General features: G+C 48.2%; 21 protein-coding genes and 3 pseudogenes. 15 read left to right on the top strand and 9 right to left on the bottom strand.

Annotated elements, in window-relative coordinates:
* Positions 1–129 precede the first annotated feature (129 nt).
* From Electrica_RS25290 to Electrica_RS25235, 12 genes and pseudogenes are all read left to right on the top strand, one after another.
* Entirely contained in the window at positions 130–528 is a 399-nt protein-coding gene (locus Electrica_RS25290; RefSeq protein WP_016241897.1) for a hypothetical protein, read from the top strand.
* 112 nt (positions 529–640) lie between these two features.
* Positions 641–1,831 (top strand): hypothetical protein, encoded by a 1,191-nt coding sequence (locus tag Electrica_RS25285; RefSeq protein WP_009652915.1) that lies wholly within the window; start codon positions 641–643, stop codon positions 1,829–1,831.
* A gap of 35 nt (positions 1,832–1,866) precedes the next feature.
* Entirely contained in the window at positions 1,867–2,055 is a 189-nt protein-coding gene (locus Electrica_RS25280) for a hypothetical protein (RefSeq protein ID WP_007372207.1), read from the top strand.
* A 151-nt stretch (positions 2,056–2,206) separates the two neighbouring features.
* A complete protein-coding gene (gene gmtY / locus Electrica_RS25275; protein ID WP_016807536.1) occupies positions 2,207–3,664 on the top strand; it encodes a gamma-mobile-trio recombinase GmtY in 1,458 nt (485 codons plus the stop codon).
* Entirely contained in the window at positions 3,664–5,691 is a 2,028-nt protein-coding gene (gene gmtZ / locus Electrica_RS25270) for a gamma-mobile-trio integrase GmtZ (RefSeq protein ID WP_048242292.1), read from the top strand. The genes gmtY and gmtZ overlap by 1 nt, the downstream gene beginning before the upstream one ends.
* A 79-nt stretch (positions 5,692–5,770) precedes the next feature.
* The gene (gene tnpA, locus Electrica_RS25265; protein ID WP_001201739.1) at positions 5,771–6,154 is read left to right on the top strand and encodes an IS66-like element accessory protein TnpA; all 384 of its coding nucleotides are present in this window, start codon (positions 5,771–5,773) and stop codon (positions 6,152–6,154) included.
* A complete protein-coding gene (gene tnpB, locus Electrica_RS25260; RefSeq protein ID WP_000609174.1) occupies positions 6,151–6,498 on the top strand; it encodes an IS66 family insertion sequence element accessory protein TnpB in 348 nt (115 codons plus the stop codon). The genes tnpA and tnpB overlap by 4 nt, the downstream gene beginning before the upstream one ends.
* Before the next feature lie 49 nt (positions 6,499–6,547).
* Positions 6,548–8,083, top strand: a complete 1,536-nt coding sequence (gene tnpC, locus Electrica_RS25255) for an IS66 family transposase (protein ID WP_001000409.1) — start codon at positions 6,548–6,550, stop codon at positions 8,081–8,083.
* A 41-nt stretch (positions 8,084–8,124) separates the two neighbouring features.
* A pseudogene (locus Electrica_RS25250) lies at positions 8,125–8,769 on the top strand (gamma-mobile-trio integrase GmtZ); the annotation flags it as partial.
* Positions 8,769–9,446, top strand: coding sequence for a gamma-mobile-trio protein GmtX (gene gmtX / locus Electrica_RS25245; RefSeq protein ID WP_016807538.1), 678 nt, complete (start codon positions 8,769–8,771; stop codon positions 9,444–9,446). The pseudogene Electrica_RS25250 and the gene gmtX, both read left to right, overlap by 1 nt.
* Positions 9,446–9,883 (top strand): VPA1267 family protein, encoded by a 438-nt coding sequence (locus Electrica_RS25240; protein WP_016807539.1) that lies wholly within the window; start codon positions 9,446–9,448, stop codon positions 9,881–9,883. The genes gmtX and Electrica_RS25240 overlap by 1 nt, the downstream gene beginning before the upstream one ends.
* Positions 9,880–10,269 (top strand): annotated as a pseudogene (locus Electrica_RS25235) (AAA family ATPase); the annotation flags it as partial. The gene Electrica_RS25240 and the pseudogene Electrica_RS25235, both read left to right, overlap by 4 nt.
* Before the next feature lie 142 nt (positions 10,270–10,411).
* Here Electrica_RS25235 and Electrica_RS25230 read toward each other — a convergent pair.
* A complete protein-coding gene (locus tag Electrica_RS25230; RefSeq protein ID WP_009310076.1) occupies positions 10,412–11,392 on the bottom strand; it encodes an IS5-like element ISKpn26 family transposase in 981 nt (326 codons plus the stop codon).
* Between the two features lie 68 nt (positions 11,393–11,460).
* Between Electrica_RS25230 and Electrica_RS25225 the strand changes: the two are divergent.
* Together Electrica_RS25225 and Electrica_RS25220 are read left to right on the top strand one after the other, a co-directional pair.
* A pseudogene (locus Electrica_RS25225) lies at positions 11,461–12,585 on the top strand (AAA family ATPase); the annotation flags it as partial.
* Positions 12,586–12,596: 11 nt separating this feature from the next.
* Positions 12,597–13,301: an IS6-like element IS26 family transposase gene (locus tag Electrica_RS25220; RefSeq protein WP_001067855.1), complete on the top strand. Its 705-nt coding sequence runs from the start codon at positions 12,597–12,599 to the stop codon at positions 13,299–13,301.
* Positions 13,302–13,847: 546 nt separating this feature from the next.
* Here Electrica_RS25220 and Electrica_RS25210 read toward each other — a convergent pair.
* Both Electrica_RS25210 and Electrica_RS25205 read right to left on the bottom strand, forming a co-directional pair.
* A complete protein-coding gene (locus Electrica_RS25210; RefSeq protein ID WP_071602877.1) occupies positions 13,848–14,084 on the bottom strand; it encodes a hypothetical protein in 237 nt (78 codons plus the stop codon).
* A gap of 260 nt (positions 14,085–14,344) precedes the next feature.
* On the bottom strand, positions 14,345–14,563 hold the full coding sequence (locus tag Electrica_RS25205; protein ID WP_007372345.1) for a hypothetical protein: 219 nt from the start codon (positions 14,561–14,563) through the stop codon (positions 14,345–14,347).
* Between the two features lie 282 nt (positions 14,564–14,845).
* Here Electrica_RS25205 and Electrica_RS25200 point away from each other — a divergent pair, with 282 nt between their 5' ends.
* A complete protein-coding gene (locus tag Electrica_RS25200; protein ID WP_007372343.1) occupies positions 14,846–15,169 on the top strand; it encodes a hypothetical protein in 324 nt (107 codons plus the stop codon).
* Positions 15,170–15,204: 35 nt separating this feature from the next.
* Here Electrica_RS25200 and Electrica_RS25195 read toward each other — a convergent pair whose 3' ends face one another.
* The 6 genes from Electrica_RS25195 to Electrica_RS28675 form a co-directional block, all read right to left on the bottom strand.
* Entirely contained in the window at positions 15,205–16,128 is a 924-nt protein-coding gene (locus Electrica_RS25195; RefSeq protein WP_007372342.1) for a hypothetical protein, read from the bottom strand.
* A gap of 180 nt (positions 16,129–16,308) precedes the next feature.
* Positions 16,309–16,683: a hypothetical protein gene (locus Electrica_RS29035; RefSeq protein WP_223226822.1), complete on the bottom strand. Its 375-nt coding sequence runs from the start codon at positions 16,681–16,683 to the stop codon at positions 16,309–16,311.
* A 171-nt stretch (positions 16,684–16,854) separates the two neighbouring features.
* Positions 16,855–17,253, bottom strand: a complete 399-nt coding sequence (locus Electrica_RS25185; protein ID WP_016241545.1) for a hypothetical protein — start codon at positions 17,251–17,253, stop codon at positions 16,855–16,857.
* A 21-nt stretch (positions 17,254–17,274) separates the two neighbouring features.
* On the bottom strand, positions 17,275–17,592 hold the full coding sequence (locus Electrica_RS25180; RefSeq protein WP_009651680.1) for a hypothetical protein: 318 nt from the start codon (positions 17,590–17,592) through the stop codon (positions 17,275–17,277).
* An 87-nt stretch (positions 17,593–17,679) separates the two neighbouring features.
* Positions 17,680–18,165: a hypothetical protein gene (locus Electrica_RS25175; protein WP_007372340.1), complete on the bottom strand. Its 486-nt coding sequence runs from the start codon at positions 18,163–18,165 to the stop codon at positions 17,680–17,682.
* A gap of 410 nt (positions 18,166–18,575) precedes the next feature.
* A complete protein-coding gene (locus tag Electrica_RS28675; RefSeq protein WP_008786567.1) occupies positions 18,576–19,442 on the bottom strand; it encodes a RepB family plasmid replication initiator protein in 867 nt (288 codons plus the stop codon).

Raw genomic sequence — 19,442 nt, 5'->3', positions numbered from 1 at the left:
ACGCAACATTCATCGGTGACGAAATTCTAAGACCCGTTAATTTCGCCCCCTATTGGGGTCATAAAAAATTGTCACGCTACGGCCTGTCTGGCAGAATCCCCTGAAACCGATTTGCGATAAGTAACCCTGATGAAAAACCTCATTAATGATGTTGCGACTGAAGCACGGGCATTACTGAACGGTATCCTCGCTGACTGTGATACCGATGACACAACGGGCACATGCCTATTTGCCAGTCTGCTATTAGCTCGTCTGGCACATAGCAAAGGGTTATCAGCTGTGATTAGAGGTGGCGATGGGAAATCTGACGGCGGGTTATTCACTATGTATGGCGGGTTCGGTCATTACTGGTGTGAGATCTCCAACAACGATGAATTCCATATTGTTGATATATCGGCAGATCAATTTGGCTTCGAAGGAGTTATCGTTAAGAACATCAAAGAGGTAGAAGGCTGGCCACGTTACATCCCTGGAAACCAGGATGTCGTAAATGCTGGAGTTGAGGAGCTCTTCAACCACGGATACTAAATGGTCGAGTCTAAGTGCGATTTATACACCTCAAAACGCCCCCATTCTCGATTCAAGAATTATTGATTTACAAGTAATATCAGAAATATTTAGTTCACTCTAAGGCAAGTGAATGAAGAAGAAATTACCGTCATGGTCACCAGCTGAAGATCTGAAGCTTATAAAAGGGCTTAAGGATGGTTACTCATTTGCAGCGCTTACGTCCATTCTTGGATACAATGAAAGGATAATCCAGTTAAGATGTATCGAGTTGGATTTATACCTTCTCATAAGAGAAAATCTCTCCGAGCCTAACGAAATTACCCTCAAGCCTAACTCTTCAATCAGAGTGCCACCGGCTGAACCAGCTTCAGGTATAACTCTTAAAACCCTGCTAGATAATGGATGGGTAGCACACTGCATAAATGGTGAAAATGTTCTGTACTCTCCAGAATGGTGGCGAACAAGAAACACAAGCCTGTTAGTACCCGAAGATGAGGATACTGATCAGCTACATAAGAAAACATCTTCACACCTCATTACCGGTAAACCGTGGACTCCTGACGATACTCGGGTCTTACTTAAGGCGATACAACATGGTATCAGTAAAACGGCACTTGCCGAGCTTACCTTAAGAAGCCATCAATCCACTCTTCAGCAACTTATAGAGCTTGGAATGATTACCGTGGGCGCTGAAGACGATTCATCTAGTACGGTTATATGGTTAAATAAAAAAATAAGTTCTGCGAAATTATCAAAAAAACGTTTTCTTGATGTCCTGCCACTAATCGAATTCGGCTGGCACATTGATGGATTCGACCTTACCGCCCCAGATTGGTGGAGCAAGCATATAGTGCTTAATGAAATTATCTATGAAACCGTACCAGATAAAACCATTTCAAATTACCCGGCCAGAACTGACATTGATTGTGATAGTGAAAAACCACAACAAATTAAGGAAAGATCAGTGCCTGAACGGAACCAAAGAGAACCACAAAAACCAGCCAAATGGGTATGTGGAAACTATAAGTTTTTAATTACACTTCTATCTGAGCATCGTTCAATAGAAGTGATTGCCAAGAAAATGAATAGGACAGATGGCGCGATTAGGTCACGTCTACAGCATATCGGTATAACGCGTTACGAGAAACCAACAAAACCTGGTGAAAAAGGAAGTGTCATTAAAGCTACATCAATTTCTACAGATATCTTCAGAAACCAGCCATTTTTTGTGAAGAGATTACTCATAGATGCCGGATGGTCTGAAAAAAACAATGAATTGCATTGCCCGGTCTGGTGGAGCAATTATCCACACAACGTTTAACGGGCTTAGTCACGAACTCTACCCTGGAGAACTATATGTTTGATTATTTTAACAGACCATTTGACACTTTCGACTGGGCGCTGATTATAGGATGCGGAATCCTTTTTGTCGGGCACTTTATCTGGAAAATCTTCTTCAGCGATGAAGGCCGTAGGAAAATTGATAATGAAGCGCCGCCTCCAATCATGACTCAGAAAGTAGATGATGAAACGGATGGTAAATAAGCACACAAAAATAAAACGCCCTTAAGTTATATATAGTACCTTGAACTATGTATATTGTGTATTAAGGCAGAGAAATCTGCCTTTTTATTTGACAATAAACTCTTTAGAATTATAGTGTATTGTATGTTTAACGTGTATAAAGGAATGAACCTTGTCATCGGTTAAAGTCAAAGCAACTATCGTAGAAGATAATACTGGCATTAAAAGTCAGCTCCCCATCTTGATCACCGAACAAGGTGAAGTTGGTTCAGTTACCGATTACTTGCTAAAGATGGAAGCTGATGGTGCTAGTAATGCTTTAATGAATGGTTTTATACAAGCCACTTCTTTGCTCTTGGATTACATGGAAGCCAACAAAGGATTATTTGAAGATCCTAAAATGCTATTCCAAACCTTTGCTAAGCGTCTTTACACAGGCACCATCGGTGAAGATGGTTTAGATCCCTCTGGCTTGTACTGGGTGCCAAGCTCAACTGATAACGTCAATAAACATATTCATCGATTAACGGCATTTACTGATTGGCTGGCTAACAAGCATGGCGCAGAGCCAATGAACCCTTTGCGAGATGCCACACCTCATGAGCAACGCCTTAATTACGCTGCTTGGTATCGAAAAAACCAAAATGACTTCCTTGGACATATTGAAGATAAAACCGTTAACAAAACCATCCGTAAAGCTCGCACAATGAAAGGACGTACTCCATTGACGAAAGCCGAAGACGATGCTTTAGCATTCCCAGATAAGCATTGGGAATCATTCTATAAAGATGGTATTGGCGGAGCAAAAGATCCACGAGTTGCGTTGAGAGATAAGCTTATGCTGCTCTTGATGCACGGTGGCGGTTTGCGTGAAAGCGAAGCTATTATGCTGTGGGTGACTGATGTACTTGAAGATCCGTATGACCCTGAAAAAGCGATAGTTCGAATTTACAACGAAGTCGATGGTAAAGCACCCGAAGGTTGGCGTAGTCGCTCAGGGACAAAAACCAGAGAAGCCTATTTACAAGAAAAATACGCTCGTATACCACGCAAACGAATGAAAGGCACGGCATACGTTGGCTGGAAAACAAGAGTTGTAGACCATCGAGATAACTACATACAAGTTCAGTGGTTTCCAACGGATTATGGCAAGGTTTTTATGTCACTGTGGAAGAGATACCAAAAATATCGAGCCAGTATTGACTGCCATCACACCTATGCGTTCATTTCATTCCATCACAGCGCCCTTGGAAACCCATACACTTTGAATGCGTTTCACCAAAGCTATGCGGCGGGATTAAGGCGCATTGGCTTAGAGCCAAACAAATCGGAAGGGTTCGACCCGCACGGTCATCGTCATAGTTATGGCAGACGCTTAGAGCGTTCAGGACTTAACCCGTTGGTGATACGACGATGTATGCACCATAAATCACTGGAGTCTCAAGTTCCCTACACAGGTAAAGGGCAGCAGGAAATTTCCGATGAACTCAACAAGGCCACGCTACAACTGGCAAATCCTGAGTCCAAAGTAAAATCGCTAGATTGGAAAGAGTTGGTCGAGCACGGTTTTGACGATATTGACCCGCAAGGCTATTTCACAGGCAAGCATCCGAAATTACGAGGTAAATAATGGCAAAAAAAGTCAAGAAACATGACGGGCGTACATCGGACTTAACGTTTAAATGGATGCTCACCACCCTTGGCCCTGAGTGGGAGCAATGGCAGGAATTAGCCGCTGAGTGGATGGCGACACAGCATGTGGGGGTTGACCACAAGCTTTCCGCGTTGAGCCGTTTTTTTGAGTCCTACCTGTTGGAGTGCGCTCCCTATGCAACTGATATTGGTCTGTTTTTCAAGGGCTACAATGGCCATATCTGCTCCACTGAAGAGCTAGAAGCTACTGTGAGAAAAACTATTAACGACCCCGTCAAAGTATCAAAATCTATCAACCACCTCGGTGACTTCATTAATTACGTCATTGAGCATCATCTATCTGAAGAAGATGATAGCGGCAACTTAATGCCACTGGTTCGCAATCCGCTGAGCAAAATTAAGAGGCAACAATCACACACTGAAACCGTGCGTAACCCACTTCCGTATCGTTACATCCAAGACCTGCGCCAAATTCTGTGTCCATTGCCAGATAAAGCGGAACTGACGGTGATTGAGCAAAACCTACCACAAGGCGAGTCGTTACTGCCTAGCTATCACTACCGACATTTCAAGCATTGGACATGGGCACAAGAGCAGGCAGGGCAAAGGAAATCAGGTGGCGATTGGTTTGAAGTTGAGCCTGACTTGATTGACAAATCTGACCCCGATTGTGTGTGGCGTACCAAAGAGGTGACTAGAGATAATAAAAGAATCACCCTCCACCAAATCTGGTCACCTGTCAAAGCGATGGTTATATTTATGAAGCTGCATCTGCCACTGCGCACCTATCAAGTGCGTATGTTAGACAGTGGTGAAGCGGATACGTGGCGTTATGAAAGCGGTCGTTGGAAGCTCAATGACAAGCATGACTTTGCGCTCGGTAGCGAAAAACGCCCTTTTGGTAAAGGCATCATTCGCCGTATCCATGACACCATGACAGGCCAGTATTCCACAGGTTTATATATCAACACCAACAAAACCGCTGACCAAAATAAAGACGAACTTGAGCGGGGCTACATCATCCCTTGGCAGAATGAGGAAGTATTATATTGGCTGGAAAAACTGCGTAACTGGCAGGAAAAATACAACCCTATAGTGAAACCGACAGACTGCACCACGCTGTTAACTAAACATATTGGCAAACATAAGTCACAAACCCAGTTAGAAAGCATGGGTGAAATCGCCTTTCTGTTTCGGGATGCGTCAGCGAAAGGAGAAGATAAATACAAACCAATTTGTGGGGCTGCGAATATAGCACCTTTCTGGTATCAATTGTTACTGGAATTGGAAAACCAGCTCGCTGAGCAAGGTAATACGCTTGATAATGGAGAGCGACTTAAACTGGTTGTGGATTACCCAGAAGACACTCCAGAAAACGCTAAGGTTGCCACAAATTTCCCCCTGCACAGCTTGCGTGTATCGCTGATAACTGCCTACACGATGGATACCCAATTGCCACTACCGGTCATATCCAAACTACTGGCAGGGCACTCACGTATCCTAATGACCATCTACTACAACAAAATTACCCCGTCCGTGATGGCGGAAAAAATGAGTGAAGCCGAGGGGGAGCTTGAGGGTAAAGCCAAGCAATCAGTGCGCAACTTCCTCAAAGATGCCTCACTAGCGCAAATTCAATGCAAAATGGTCTATCACAAAGAAGATAGCATTCAGGCGGCATTAGTTAACCGTAATCCCATCGGCTGGGAGGAGCGTTCAGCTGGCTTATGTTTGGTCGGAGGCAACACCGTAAAATCCGATGAAGTCAGTACGCTGGGCGGGTGCTGGAACGGTGGTGAGTTGATTAGAGATGCAAGTGCTGCCGTTAATCGCATCTATGGCAGCGTACCGCATGGCCCTGAAAACTGCATTCGTTGCCGTTGGTTTATTACTGAGGCGCGATACCTGCCAGCGCTTAACGCTCAGTTTAATCAACTTAGTTACAAGGCGCACCAAGCGGCTAACCTATCGGTTGAAATCGAGGGTGAGCTAGAAGCACTGTAAGCGTCGTCTGAGTACCGTCTGGTCCCGAATCCAGGATCCTGTAACTTAAGCACCCACTTATTTTGCAGGTGGACACCTCATGCGCGCTAAAGAAAGACTTCCCCGGAAACACTATTCCCCTGAATTCAAAATGGAACTGGTCAGGCTGGCTCTTGAAGAAGAAGGCAGTATTGCCGCACTGGCCCGGAAACATGACGTCAATGATAACCTGCTCTTTAAATGGATAAGGCTCTGGCAGCGTGAAGGGCGGGTCTGTCGGCCCCGAAAAAACTCATCGTCGCTTCCTGCCCTGATACCCGTGCAGCTTCAGGCGGGCTCTTCTCTCCCAACCTTCGAACTACCATCCTGCTCTCCTCCCGCTACCTGCCACATAAAATGTCGGGGAGGAGAAATAACACTGACTCATCCCTCTGCTGAACTCATGAGCACTGTCCTGCGCGAACTGATGCGGGGGCCGGTATGATAAATCTTCCCGCAGGCACAAAAATCTGGCTGGTTGCCGGTATCACCGATATGCGCAACGGCTTCAATGGCCTCGCCGCAAAGGTGCAGACCGCGCTGAAAGATGACCCGATGTCCGGCCACGTCTTCATCTTCCGGGGACGCAGCGGCAGTCAGGTAAAACTGCTCTGGTCCACCGGCGATGGTCTGTGCCTGCTGACAAAGCGACTGGAACGTGGTCGCTTCGCCTGGCCCTCAGCCCGCGATGGCAAAGTGTTCCTGACGCCGGCGCAACTGGCGATGCTGATGGAAGGTATCGACTGGCGACAGCCAAAGCGGTTACTGACATCCCTGACCATGTTGTAGCGCTCTTTATCCTGGTTGTCGCAGAATAAGCCTGGTAAAATACAGGCTTATGAACGATACCTCTTCTGACGACATCCTTCTGCTGAAACAGCGCCTGGCCGAACAGGAAGCGTTGATCCACGCCCTGCAGGAAAAGCTGAGCAACCGGGAACGCGAAATAGACCATCTGCAGGCGCAACTGGATAAGCTGCGCCGGATGAACTTCGGCAGTCGTTCCGAAAAGGTATCCCGCCGTATCGCGCAAATGGAAGCTGACCTGAACCTGCTGCAGCAGGAAAGCGATACGCTGACCGGCCGGGTGGATGACCCGGCAGTGCAGCGCCCGCTGCGTCAGACCCGCACCCGCAAACCGTTCCCTGAGTCACTCCCACGGGATGAGAAGCGGCTGCTGCCGACTGAGCCGTGTTGCCCGGAGTGCGGTGGTTCGCTGAGTTACCTGGGTGAGGATGCCGCCGAACAGCTGGAGCTGATGCGCAGCGCCTTCCGGGTTATCCGGACAGTCCGTGAAAAGCATGCCTGCCGTCGGTGCGATCGCATCGTTCAGGCCCCGGCTCCTTCGCGCCCCATCGAACGGGGGATCGCCGGACCGGGGCTGCTGGCCCGAGTGCTGACCTCAAAGTATGCAGAGCACACACCGCTGTATCGCCAGTCGGAGATCTATGCCCGCCAGGGTGTAGTGTTGAGTCGTTCTGTACTGTCGGGCTGGGTGGATGCGTGTTGTCGTCTGCTGGCACCGCTGGATGAAGCCCTTCAGCACTATGTCCTGACCGACGGCAAACTCCATGCTGACGATACGCCTGTCCCGGTGCTGTTGCCGGGCAATAAGAAGACGAAGACCGGGCGCTTATGGACGTACGTTCGAGACGACCGCAACGCCGGATCAGCGCTGGCCCCCGCAGTGTGGTTCGCTTACAGCCCGGACAGAAAAGGTATCCACCCTCAGACCCATCTTGCAGGCTTCAGTGGCGTACTGCAGGCTGATGCCTACGCCGGGTTCAACGAGCTCTACCGCGACGGCCATATAAAGGAAGCCGCGTGCTGGGCCCATGCCCGCCGAAAAATCCACGATGTTCACGTCCGTACCCCGTCAGTCCTGACGGAGGAGGCGCTGAAACGGATCGGCGAGCTGTATGCCATCGAGTCGGAGATCAGAGGTAAAAGAGCAGAGGAACGGCAGGCAGTCCGGCACCAAAAAGTGCTGCCGCTGCTGGCGTCACTGGAGGGGTGGCTGCGGGAGAAACAGAAAACCCTCTCAAGGCACTCAGAACTGGCGAAGGCGTTCGGGTATGCGCTGAACCAGTGGCCGGCGCTGATCCGCTATGCAGAAGATGGCTGGGTGGAGGTGGATAATAACATTGCCGAAAACGCCCTACGACGGGTCAGTCTGGGGAGAAAAAACTGGCTGTTCTTCGGCTCGGATCATGGTGGTGAGCGCGGTGCGTCACTGTACAGTCTTATCGGGACGTGCAAATTAAACGGCGTGGATCCGGAACGCTATCTGCATTATGTACTTGATGTCATCGCCGACTGGCCTGTGAACCGGGTGGGTGCTCTGCTCCCGTGGCGGGTTACTCTGCCTGCCTGACCAGCTTCACTTCGTCAATACGGTTCTCACTGCACGCTTACGAAGCACTCAAAGACGAGCAGTTCTTCTGTGAAGAGCAAGGTGCGCCTTTTACCAAACATAATGACATGCAGGTTCTACAGCGCCGCTATGAAAAGCAACAAGTAGAAGCCGATGAATACACCAAAGACTGGATAGCGTGCTTCGAGCTAATCAGCAAAATCATTCACGTCGAGGAAGCCCGAAACGATGACGACACCAAAGATAAATTGATTGCAGTAGGGAATGAACAAGATATTAGCCATGCCTTGAAATTCGTTGAAACAGAGTCTGAGTTACTGCACTTATCCCTTCTATGTGACGATGCCGAATTCTTCCCTGACTTGCAGGATGAATTGCGTAAGACGCCTGCTATTGAAAAGCGCTCCCGCCAACTTAGTCGTGCTCTGATGAAGAAAGGCTTTGAGCCTATCTTTATGGAAATGGATGAAAAACAGCAGCTAATCGCTGGTAATGCCATGCTACGCCAAATGGCAAAGATAGCCGACCCTGACGATAAAATGGAAGGCTACCGTAAAGTGGCTAATTACATCGAAGCGGGTGAATACCTGTCTAATCACAAGCTATTTAACGCTGGCATGAATGCACTGTCGGATAAAGCCTTACGCTTAGAAAATCTCACCCAACCTGCGCTATTGGAGGGTTAATGGACATTAATATTGATATCATCTTGGCTGACTTAAAAGACGACAAAGTGCCAAGAACCCAAAAAAACCTAGATAAGCTTAACGACATCCTGAAAGCCTATGCAGGATCGGGGCAGCGTGATTTCTCCATTGCACAAATGGGGCGAGTATCAGCAGCAGAGGGTGGCCCAGGTTACGAAGCGTTACGAGCAACCAAAAACAAGCACTACCGCACCTTGATTGAAGCATGGGCAGCAAAGTGCAAAACAACCACCAAAAAGCCGTTATCGCCAACCTCACGCTCTAAGTCTGTTCCACAGGATAACAAGCTACTTGAGCGTATTCCAGACCCTGCGGTACGGGCTTTGTTTGGTCAGATTATTGCCGAGCGCAACCGTTATCGCAAAGAGGTTAATCTGCTAAAACAGCACGCGAATATTACCATTGATAAGCGTCCTGTACGTCAGTTTGATGCAAGCGCAGAGCCGAGTGTTGAAGTCTTGCCTTCACTATCTGGCATCTTGACCGAATCTGAGAAGAACGCCTTAGCCTACGCTATCTCTGACGAATGTATGGAAAAACATAACTGGCAAACCACACAAGCAGGCCAAGTAAAAGACATGGAATACAACACAGAAATATTCCCTAGAGGCTTTGCGACAGGTCTACGCAAGTTGTTAGGTGAGGTAGATGATTAATGGCGAACGGTCAGCAAAGAGCGCAGCAAAACCTCGAAGCATTTGAAGTATGGCAAGCCACTCAAACTGATGATGACTTTAAGCAAATCGCCTTTAAAGGCAAGCTCAACCGCATCGAAGTAGCAAAAGGGGTTGGTTGCGGTAAGTCTGCCCTTAACCAAAATCCTACGCTTAGAAAAGCGCTCAAGGCATTAGAAGACAAACTGCGTGATAAAGGTATACTCCCGCCACTGACCGAATCTGCAAGGAACAATACCGACAAACCAAAGCAATACGACAACACGGCTAATCGCAAGCTGCTCGACTCAAAACGAGTATCGACCTTAGAAGCTGAAAACATTGAGCTAAAAGCCAAAGTTAAAGAGCTGGAAGGTAAACTGGAGCGGTTTGGCGAACTGAATGAAACCTTGTCAGAAATGGGGTTTATGCCACGATGAAATTTACACTCCATCAAGACCAAATGCGTGTCACGAGCATTCCGTACAGCTCTACCAAAATGGTGATATTCAGTGGCGTGCCACTGAAAAAAAACTCACACAAAACCAATAGCGGCAAGTATTACGTCACCATCAAAGCTGATCCAGATGCCATCCCCGTTCAACCAGCCCTCGGCCAGCACTGGTCAGTGAAGGGAACTCGTTTGGTAGAGGAAGTAGAAACAGGTGATTTCGTGATGCAGCAGCATACCTATGAATCACCAGAGCACATCGAATGCAGCCTGCCAGAAACGGGTGAACAGCTTATTCGCTTTATTGCCAGAGAAAGTGATTTCAAAGGTATCGGTGAAAGTAAAGCTAGAGCACTTTGGGAACTGTTAGGGAAGGTGCGAATAAGCAGGTCATTTCTTCCCAAGCTGACTCGCTGATTAAAATTTCGCGGATCTGGGCCGATTTTTTTCCCGCAAACACATCGAATCAGCCTATTTAGGCTATTTTTTCCACCATTTCTGGCGTTATTTCCGGTTTTTACTGAGATCTCTCCCACTGACGTATCATTTGGTCCACCCGAAACAGGTTGGCCAGGGTGAATAACATCGCCAGTTGGTTATCGTTTTTCAGCAGCCCCCTGTATCTGGCTTTCACGAAGCCGAACTGCCGCTTGATGATGCGAAACGGGTGCTCCACCTTGGCACGGATGCTGGCTTTCATGTATTCGATGTTGATGGCCGTTTTGTTCTTGCGCGGATGCTGCTTCAAGGTTTTTACCCTGCCGGGACGCTCGGCGATCAGCCAGTCCACATCCACCTCGGCCAGCTCCTCGCGCTGTGGCGCTCCTTGGTAGCCGGCATCGGCTGAGACAAATTGCTCCTCTCCATGAAGCAGATTACCCAGCTGATTGAGGTCATGCTCGTTGGCCGCGGTGGTGACTAGGCTGTGGGTCAGGCCACTCTTGGCATCGACACCAATGTGGGCCTTCATGCCAAAGTGCCACTGATTGCCTTTCTTGGTCTGATGCATCTCCGGATCGCGTTGCTGCTCTTTGTTCTTGGTAGAGCTGGGTGCCTCAATGATGGTGGCATCCACCAAAGTGCCTTGGGTCATCATGACGCCTGCTTCGGCCAGCCAGCGATTGATGGTCTTGAACAATTGACGGGCCAGTTGATGCTGCTCGAGCAGGTGGCGGAAATTCATGATGGTGGTGCGATCCGGCAGGGCGCTATCCAGGGATAATCGGGCAAACAGGCGCATGGAGGCGATTTCGTACAGGGCATCTTCCATGGCACCGTCGCTCAGGTTGTACCAATGCTGCATGCAGTGAATACGCAGCATGGTCTCCAGCGGATAGGGCCGTCGGCCATTGCCCGCCTTGGGATAAAACGGCTCGATGACAGCGGTCATATTCTGCCATGGCAGAATCTGCTCCATGCGGGAGAGGAAAATCTCTTTTCGGGTCTGACGGCGCTTAGTGCTGAATTCACTATCGGCGAAGGTGAGTTGATGGCTCATGATGTCCCTCTGGGATGCGCTCCGGATGAATATGATGATCTCATATCAGGAACTTGTTCGCACCTTCCTTAGGAAAGGATTTTCACCCAACGGTTAGAAAAGACACTCATGAATCAAGAGAGCGCCTTAGAAGTGTCCTGAGTGAAGATTCTATCAATGCGTTATTTGAGGGTTACGCCAAATATAAGAATCTGGCCTACTGCAACTGGATGACCGAACACAAGATACCAGCAAGTATTCAGCAGCGCTTATTGAAGCATCATGGAGAAGAGTCCATTGAGGCTATTAAACAAAATCCGTATGTCCTTATTGGGTTTGGAATGTCGTTTACGGATGTCGATAAACTGGTTAATTTTGACCAGTTTAAGATCACAGTTTGTGATCACCGCAGACTAAGTGCCGCACTTGAAACCGCGATTCGAAAAGAGATTGAGAAAGGCCACACCTATACAACTCAAGCGTGTTTACGCCCATACCTAACCAAATTGCTCAAAGATAAGGAACTGGTGACGGAAGCGTTTAAAGCAGGTCACAACAAAGCGCAATACATCCTAAACCCTGACACTGGCTCTTATCATCCAACCGCCCAGTTGTTGATGGAAAATGTCGTTGCCAAACGACTTAAAGCACTAGCTAATCAAAACAACCTTTATGACGAAGTTGCAAATTCTGCATATTGCTCTTCGGTTGATGAATTACCATACGAGCTAACCAAGAAACAGATTGAAGCAGTGACAACGTGTTTGGATAACGCCGTGAGCTGTATTACGGGCGGAGCTGGCACAGGTAAAACCACAGTCCTTAGAACCGCACTTCGAGCCTACCATCAAATGGGATTTGAAATACATGCAGTAGCACTGAGTGGCCGAGCTGCTATGCGCTTGCATGAGTCAATTGGCTTTATCACCTCAACTATCGCTAAGTTATTACGTAGAGAACCTATTGAGCCAAGTTCAGACCAGCCAAAGCATTTACTGGTAATAGATGAAGCCAGTATGATTGACTTGCCAACCATGTATCGCCTGGTCAACCATATTCACCCATCGGTTCGTATTATCTTTACTGGCGACCCTGACCAGTTACCACCTATAGGGTGCGGCAAGGTTTTGGCTGATATCGTTCTATCAAAAGCCATTGCTAAGGCACTGTTGCAAATAGTCGGTGGTGATAAACTTATCATCCCCTTTTGCTGATGGAGCTGCACATGAACCCATTCAAAGGCCGGCATTTTCAGCGTGACATCATTCTGTGGGCCGTACGCTGGTACTGCAAATACGGCATCAGTTACCGTGAGCTGCAGGAGATGCTGGCTGAACGCGGAGTGAATGTCGATCACTCCACGATTTACCGCTGGGTTCAGCGTTATGCGCCTGAAATGGAAAAACGGCTGCGCTGGTACTGGCGTAACCCTTCCGATCTTTGCCCGTGGCACATGGATGAAACCTACGTGAAGGTCAATGGCCGCTGGGCGTATCTGTACCGGGCCGTCGACAGCCGGGGCCGCACTGTCGATTTTTATCTCTCCTCCCGTCGTAACAGCAAAGCTGCATACCGGTTTCTGGGTAAAATCCTCAACAACGTGAAGAAGTGGCAGATCCCGCGATTCATCAACACGGATAAAGCGCCCGCCTATGGTCGCGCGCTTGCTCTGCTCAAACGCGAAGGCCGGTGCCCGTCTGACGTTGAACACCGACAGATTAAGTACCGGAACAACGTGATTGAATGCGATCATGGCAAACTGAAACGGATAATCGGCGCCACGCTGGGATTTAAATCCATGAAGACGGCTTACGCCACCATCAAAGGTATTGAGGTGATGCGTGCACTACGCAAAGGCCAGGCCTCAGCATTTTATTATGGTGATCCCCTGGGCGAAATGCGCCTGGTAAGCAGAGTTTTTGAAATGTAAGGCCTTTGAATAAGACAAAAGGCTGCCTCATCGCTAACTTTGCAACAGTGCCTCCCCCGCCGCTGGCCGCACATTTGATGGCGAGAGTATACCTGCTCTGTCGGCAGCGCGTCTTTTCTTGTCTTCATATATGCAAAATTAGTCCAACATACAAATGCGATCAGGGTCAACACCCCCGCGTCCACCCTGCAAAGCGCCCTTGACCTTTATACCCACTGAAACCCTCGCGCCCCCGGCCCCTCTTTTTTTTCTCTTTTTTTCTCTCTTTTTCTCATATTTTCTCGCATGGCTCATCCAGCGACCGGAGTCCCTATGTGGGGTTTGCAGGAACCGGACGGAAAGACCGGCACGGCCCGGTTGCCGCAGGCGGGGGAAATGGCCAGACCGGGCACGGCGGTTTCTTTTTAAAATGGTGGGCCCGGGCAGAATGGTTACCCCGGGCACGGGCCCGATCCTGAAAACGACACGGAGGTTTCAGGTACGGCTCCCCTTTCTGCCCCAAGCGAAGCGCAGGGGCAGAAAGGGGAAGTTTATTTGTATGTTGGACTAATAGAGGGTGATGTACGTGAATTCTGCCCGGGTTTTCCCGGCGATTATCCCGGAATCCATCACCGATATTCTTCCCTTTATCCTAATACCGGTGATGGCCACCGGCACAAAATGCAGGGTGTTCCGGCCCGGCGAAGATGCGGCCGCAAACCAGCACGAAAGTGTCGGTCGGAAAAAGGTGAAGCCAATGCTGGTGGCCGCACGGAATTCAGGCGGGCACTCGACGTTACTCACCCACGACTCCGGGTTAACGGTTCGACTCCGGGTAGCCTGGCCCGGGTGAAGCCCGGGGCAGGCTACCCTGTTTTTGTATGTTGGACTATTTTGACGGGTACTGGAGCAAACCACTCTGCCACACGATATGGCATTTAGTTACCGCTCTTGCGGTTCATGGATGAAATAGTCGGTTCTGTCAGGAGGGAGTCAGGGAAATGTGAAGAACCGAAATGGCCACGCTGAAAGATCATGTAGCCAGTTCAGATAAGCAAATTGAGTTAACGCCCTCGCTCATACCGCACCAGCTCTTCAGGTTTAGACAACCACTCTGTAATCTGGTGATCATGCATTGACGTATCGTATTCAAAGTCTGGCGGATAATACATATCGCCAACAAACCACTCTTCCTGCTTTAATTCATCCTCATCTATATCACAACCGCTATCAAGCCAGTCCCATCGGCCTCTTTTGTTAAAAATCACTCTCCCATTCGGCATAAAAGCTCCTTATTCAGTCAGATGGTTACGGTCTCGATATCTCGATGCCAGGTTAACATCGTTCACCAGTTTTACCACGGCTGGACGTTCGGCTTCAGTCCAGGAATCAGGCTGATAGTACACCCGCAGCGATTATCATCAAACTACTTCGCCTCTCAATCCCGCGCTCTCAAATTTCTGTTATGCATCATGCCAGAGTACAATATGAGGACACTATCGCCGGAATATTACCGACCGCCCCGACGATTAACGTTACCGGCCTAAGCTGAGGAAAATGGTTCTATGAAGTCATTTCTGATCAAAATGTCAAACGCGCATAACGAACACATCCGGGAAGTCGCTTCCGTGGATGAAGCTATTCGTATCGCATCCGAAAGAGCAAATGAAGGTTTCTGGCTTCCACCCAGCCGGGTCTGCGAAATGAGCAAGGAACATGAAGGCCGGTATACAGTCGGTGATGATGGCTGGTTCCGCCCCATCGAGCTGGCGGTTCCAGTCGAAATAGAAGAAGTGAAGTCGTCCTACGGGAACGGTGGTTACGACATGATTTCCGTAGGCAAATGGATCCAGACTCAATCAGGCTGGCAACCGTCACCGGCTGTCTGACTCTCCTTTTGTTTCGGTGGGGCTAGAGTGCCCCACTATTCTTCCGCTTTACGCTCGCGTTTTTCTTTGTCGCACTTCACTTTTTCATAAGCCTTGCCAAACCACTTAGGCTCTTTTCCCATCCCCGAATAAGATAGTCCTTCCGGCAGACTCTTCCAGAACACCGTTATCGCCTCGGCAAATTCTCTAAACTGTTCCTCGGAAACTTCAAGTTCTTCGTGGCGAGCTGGTCTCTCTTGCGGATAACCTTCGCATTGCCATACTGAGTAGTACTCCGGGTGAGCATTAACCAGTTTCTGGTGGGCATCACCATCTCCATGTTTATAAACGTTGACAACCTGATGACATGCACTGATTAACGGGAAACATGGCATGTTTCGTACTTCAATACCCAGCCATTCCATCAAATCCATAAGCCTCGGAAAACTGAGGTTCCAGATCAAATCTGATATCACAACCATGTCGAGCCACCGCCAGCTTCTGGCCTCCCGGATAAGCAGATCTCGTAATGCCTTGTCAAACTGGTGGTACATCCCAGCGGTCAGGGAAAGCGTGACCGTGACCTTCATTTCCCGCAACGCAACCCAGTGGCAAGCTTCAATCTGTTCAATATTCTCGTATACGTCACTTTCGTCGTGGTAATCAGGATTGAACCAGTCTCCAGCTGACTCTATAAATGACTCGCCTTTCTTTGTCGCTTCACTCCTGATCTCCACATCACTGAACTGCGACAGCAAACGTTCCTGCGCTTGTTCAGCGTAAAAAAGATGCGGGTTAAGCACCCACGGTCGGTCAATTGCCGCAAAGAAAAAGATGTTCCATCTCGGGTCGATAATTTCTTTTTCAGCATCAACAGCTGGCGCTGATACACTGCGGTTTGATTGTTTTTTTCTACCCATACCACTATCCAAATTAAAAACAGACGAAAAAAAACCGTCCAGCTGGACGGTTAATATCAAAATATCCTTCAGAAGTCTGACACGGGTCAGGCGCTAACCCGGGCAGTCGCTACTCACTAATTAAACCCCGCATAGGGGAAAACAATATTTTGATACTCCGACAACGCACCCCGCGATGGGGGAAGGTATGTCAGGCCAGTCTAACAAACCCAAAGCTCGTTGCAACCGCCAATCAGTGACTTAATCCTGGCAATCCTGATCATCAGTTTCAGTTCCGCAACTTAAGTAATCCATATTTAAAAACATTTTGTTCCCCGAGCCTGCCAATGCAGACAGACCTGAGATTTTACAGATCACGACAATCGACGGTACGCGTTTATAAATCTCGATTTCGCTTTCCCAACTTGACGCAAGATACCTTTCAAGCTGAAGTTCAGGGGTTACATCAACAGGTTGAATTCTGACCACAAAACCGTCTTTTCGCCCCTCATTGCGAAGAGATGTTAGCTGTTTTATCTCTGCATCGTTGAGTGTGGAAAATTTACGGCCATTAAGAATATGAGAGCAAAAATTGAAGCCAGTGATATGAGATGAGCCACCAGTTATCGATTCCAAAATGCTTGCATATTAGCTATCTGGGGGTTAGGCTCGCCTGTTTGCGGAGTGGATTCACATAATTCAAGGAGTCTTTCCAATTCCGATTTGGAATCACCCATACCCAATTCATTGCAAGGAAAAACATTGTGATTATTATTCATGAAAACTCCGTAGCATTAGATTTGAAGGCTAGTTTTCAACACTATGGGATCCCGAAATAAGTTCTCCCCCCCGCTCCCGGTAAGCTTTCGTTAATACCGCATAACTTTCTGAATTAACATGCTCATCAACCCCCGAACAAATCAGCCGGTTCGTCGGTGCTTCAAAAGCGTGGCGTTCGTATTTTTCGACCACGCGACAATCTTCCGACCATCTCTTGCCGAGCAACAAATCATTTGTGGTAATTGATGGAAACATCATCAATGCAAAAATTCCCCCAAGACAGCCTATTGGCACGAGCCACATGCAAACGATCTTGTTTTCGGAGCGTACAAATTTCAACCCGATGGTAGCGCCTATGATAGTCACGACAAATACCACCAGCAGAATTTTTAAGGGTAAAATCAGATCTGCGGCATAAATTAGCATTAATCATATCTCCTTAACTTTTCAATATTTGGTTCCTTCAAAAAGCCATCCATACTTTCCTTCATCTGGATGATCTGTCTTGTAGTTTATCTGGCAAGTGGTGAACTGACGCATCCATTCTCGTGACCTAAAAAATTTCCCACGAGGAAGTTTATCGCCAGGTAAGCATTGTTCAGCCCATTCGACAAAAGCAGGACAAACCCCCTTAAAGTGAGGAATAACAACTTGCGTGGCTTCTTTACGCATTACTGCTGACTGAATGGTTTTGGGATCAATCGTCATGGCTTCACAGGCTAACCCGACTTCACAAACATTTCTATTCTGCTGATGTTCTGTCATAGCGCCTTCCAGTTGAAGTTAAGTAGGGTCAGTTTGGATTTGAAAATTGTTGTACGGTAAGCCTGTTCTTGAACCTGCTTCGTGATCTTATGCCCGTTTGATGGCCACGGACTGACGCAAAAGTGCAAGAACGTCACTGACACTCATATCCCACGCATCCGCCTGCCGTTTCAGAATAAATGCCCCTACTTCCATTCTTTGGGCATGGTTCAACATATGCGTCAGCATATCCCCACCATGAGAAAAGTTTATCCCGCAGCCGGATGCACCATTGTTGATGAGCGTAAAACCTTTGTTTTTATCGGTTCCGTGAAAGTTTGCCCTCATCTCCTTTTCCAGCCCGAACAATACCGCGCAACATTGAGTTAATTCATAGCGATTCAGCTGGATGACGCGCTTAAGCTCCCATTGGGCTTCTTTTGCGCCATCAGCAATCGGAGCCATAGTGATGTTCACCGTGGGAAACGCATCCTTACCAGGCGAAACCACATATTGAAAATCAAGAGCAGTACGTTTTGCGCCCGTTTGCCGGTCTGCATAAAGCTTCAGCTGCTTACCAAATGTCGAAGTCATAACTATCCTCCAGAACTTAATTTACCCTGGTCATTCCAGCCGACAAAAGATTGTCGGGTTGTTTTCTACAGGCCTTCCCTCTCAATCCCACCGGGTATATTTTCCCCTTCCCTCTCGTTCCCACCGGCGATAAAAACTGTGCAGATTAAAAAAGTATCTTTTTGGGATTAGGCGAACAGCAGTAATTATAAAGAGGAGTGTTATTTTCTTTATTTTTCATGGTAATACAAGTTGTATTCAATAGAGGCCTGACGCGCCCCATCAGCTTTTCAGATGTAAATGGGACTATTTATCCTTTAGCGACTACAAAATCACGGGTGGGTTTGAGAGGGAAACGTCAACTTAGTGTTTTTGACCGGTGGGAATGAGACAGCACATTCCCGGAACCGGGCAAAAAGACGTTTCAAACATCAGGAACCTGTTAGTTTGGGATTCCGATCCGTGATCTGAATGGTGGGTACGCTGGTGTCCACCAGGTAGTAAAATTTCAGGTAACCGATGCTGGCAAGCACATCGAGAGCAGTTCGCATTTTCCGGTTCTGTTCGGCAATGCGCCCATTGAGCAGTAAACGCTGTCGAAGTCTGTCAAAGGTGATCGGGGCTGGATGTTGAGGTAGCGCTTCAAAAAATGTATAGAGCGCCTGAGCCGTTTCATTCCTGGTAAGTAGCTCCAGGGGTTTCTTCCGCAACAGAGTAAGATGATCTGAACGGTACAAATCCCAGAGTCGTTCGTCGGCTTCCAGGATGATGTAATCACTTTCACCATCAAATTCCGCCTCTTTCAGCAACCCGGCTACTTTGAACTTGGTGATCCCCGGGTTCTTCTCAAACCGAATGCTTTTTGAGCGAATCTTCGTCAACGAATCGGCTATCTCATTGCGCAGTTTCGTGCTGTAGCGTTTTGATGGGTAGCCGCAGAGTTTGGCAAATTCACTAAAGGGCATTTTAATCCGGTTACCTTTCAGCGCATCAGGCGATACGCTGAAGGAATGGACGATTGCTGTCCAGCACCGGAAGTCCTGGAAATAATTCAGCATCGGGCCGGTGATCTTTATGTCCGTGTACCCTTCCTGTTTTGCAATTTCCAGACTGGATAGCGCTTCCGTCACGTTTAGCGTGACCGTTGCCTCTGTTCGGCAACTGGGAGTAAAAACGCCCAGGCGGAGCAGTGATACAGGTTGTACTGATGAATTTTTTGTCACCGTCAGCTTTCCAGTCGACGGCTGATTGAAGTCGGGAATAGCGTCCTTGAAAAGAAGAACTTCATTCGAGTTCAT

Origin of the sequence: Klebsiella electrica, from assembly GCF_006711645.1 — a bacterium.
Taxonomy (GTDB): domain Bacteria; phylum Pseudomonadota; class Gammaproteobacteria; order Enterobacterales; family Enterobacteriaceae; genus Klebsiella; species Klebsiella electrica.
Note: the sequence above shows the minus strand (reverse complement) of the source record. Positions and strands in the feature narration are given on the sequence as shown.

Coding starts and splice junctions, on each gene's coding strand:
- Electrica_RS25290 (WP_016241897.1), top strand. CDS start 130: ATGAAAAACCTCATTAATGATGTTGCGACTGAAGCACGGGCATTACTG.
- Electrica_RS25285 (WP_009652915.1), top strand. CDS start 641: ATGAAGAAGAAATTACCGTCATGGTCACCAGCTGAAGATCTGAAGCTT.
- Electrica_RS25280 (WP_007372207.1), top strand. CDS start 1,867: ATGTTTGATTATTTTAACAGACCATTTGACACTTTCGACTGGGCGCTG.
- gmtZ (WP_048242292.1), top strand. CDS start 3,664: ATGGCAAAAAAAGTCAAGAAACATGACGGGCGTACATCGGACTTAACG.
- tnpA (WP_001201739.1), top strand. CDS start 5,771: ATGCGCGCTAAAGAAAGACTTCCCCGGAAACACTATTCCCCTGAATTC.
- tnpB (WP_000609174.1), top strand. CDS start 6,151: ATGATAAATCTTCCCGCAGGCACAAAAATCTGGCTGGTTGCCGGTATC.
- tnpC (WP_001000409.1), top strand. CDS start 6,548: ATGAACGATACCTCTTCTGACGACATCCTTCTGCTGAAACAGCGCCTG.
- gmtX (WP_016807538.1), top strand. CDS start 8,769: ATGGACATTAATATTGATATCATCTTGGCTGACTTAAAAGACGACAAA.
- Electrica_RS25240 (WP_016807539.1), top strand. CDS start 9,446: ATGGCGAACGGTCAGCAAAGAGCGCAGCAAAACCTCGAAGCATTTGAA.
- Electrica_RS25230 (WP_009310076.1), bottom strand. CDS start 11,392: ATGAGCCATCAACTCACCTTCGCCGATAGTGAATTCAGCACTAAGCGC.
- Electrica_RS25220 (WP_001067855.1), top strand. CDS start 12,597: ATGAACCCATTCAAAGGCCGGCATTTTCAGCGTGACATCATTCTGTGG.
- Electrica_RS25205 (WP_007372345.1), bottom strand. CDS start 14,563: ATGCCGAATGGGAGAGTGATTTTTAACAAAAGAGGCCGATGGGACTGG.
- Electrica_RS25200 (WP_007372343.1), top strand. CDS start 14,846: ATGAAGTCATTTCTGATCAAAATGTCAAACGCGCATAACGAACACATC.
- Electrica_RS25185 (WP_016241545.1), bottom strand. CDS start 17,253: ATGCTAATTTATGCCGCAGATCTGATTTTACCCTTAAAAATTCTGCTG.
- Electrica_RS25180 (WP_009651680.1), bottom strand. CDS start 17,592: ATGACAGAACATCAGCAGAATAGAAATGTTTGTGAAGTCGGGTTAGCC.
- Electrica_RS25175 (WP_007372340.1), bottom strand. CDS start 18,165: ATGACTTCGACATTTGGTAAGCAGCTGAAGCTTTATGCAGACCGGCAA.
- Electrica_RS28675 (WP_008786567.1), bottom strand. CDS start 19,442: ATGAACTCGAATGAAGTTCTTCTTTTCAAGGACGCTATTCCCGACTTC.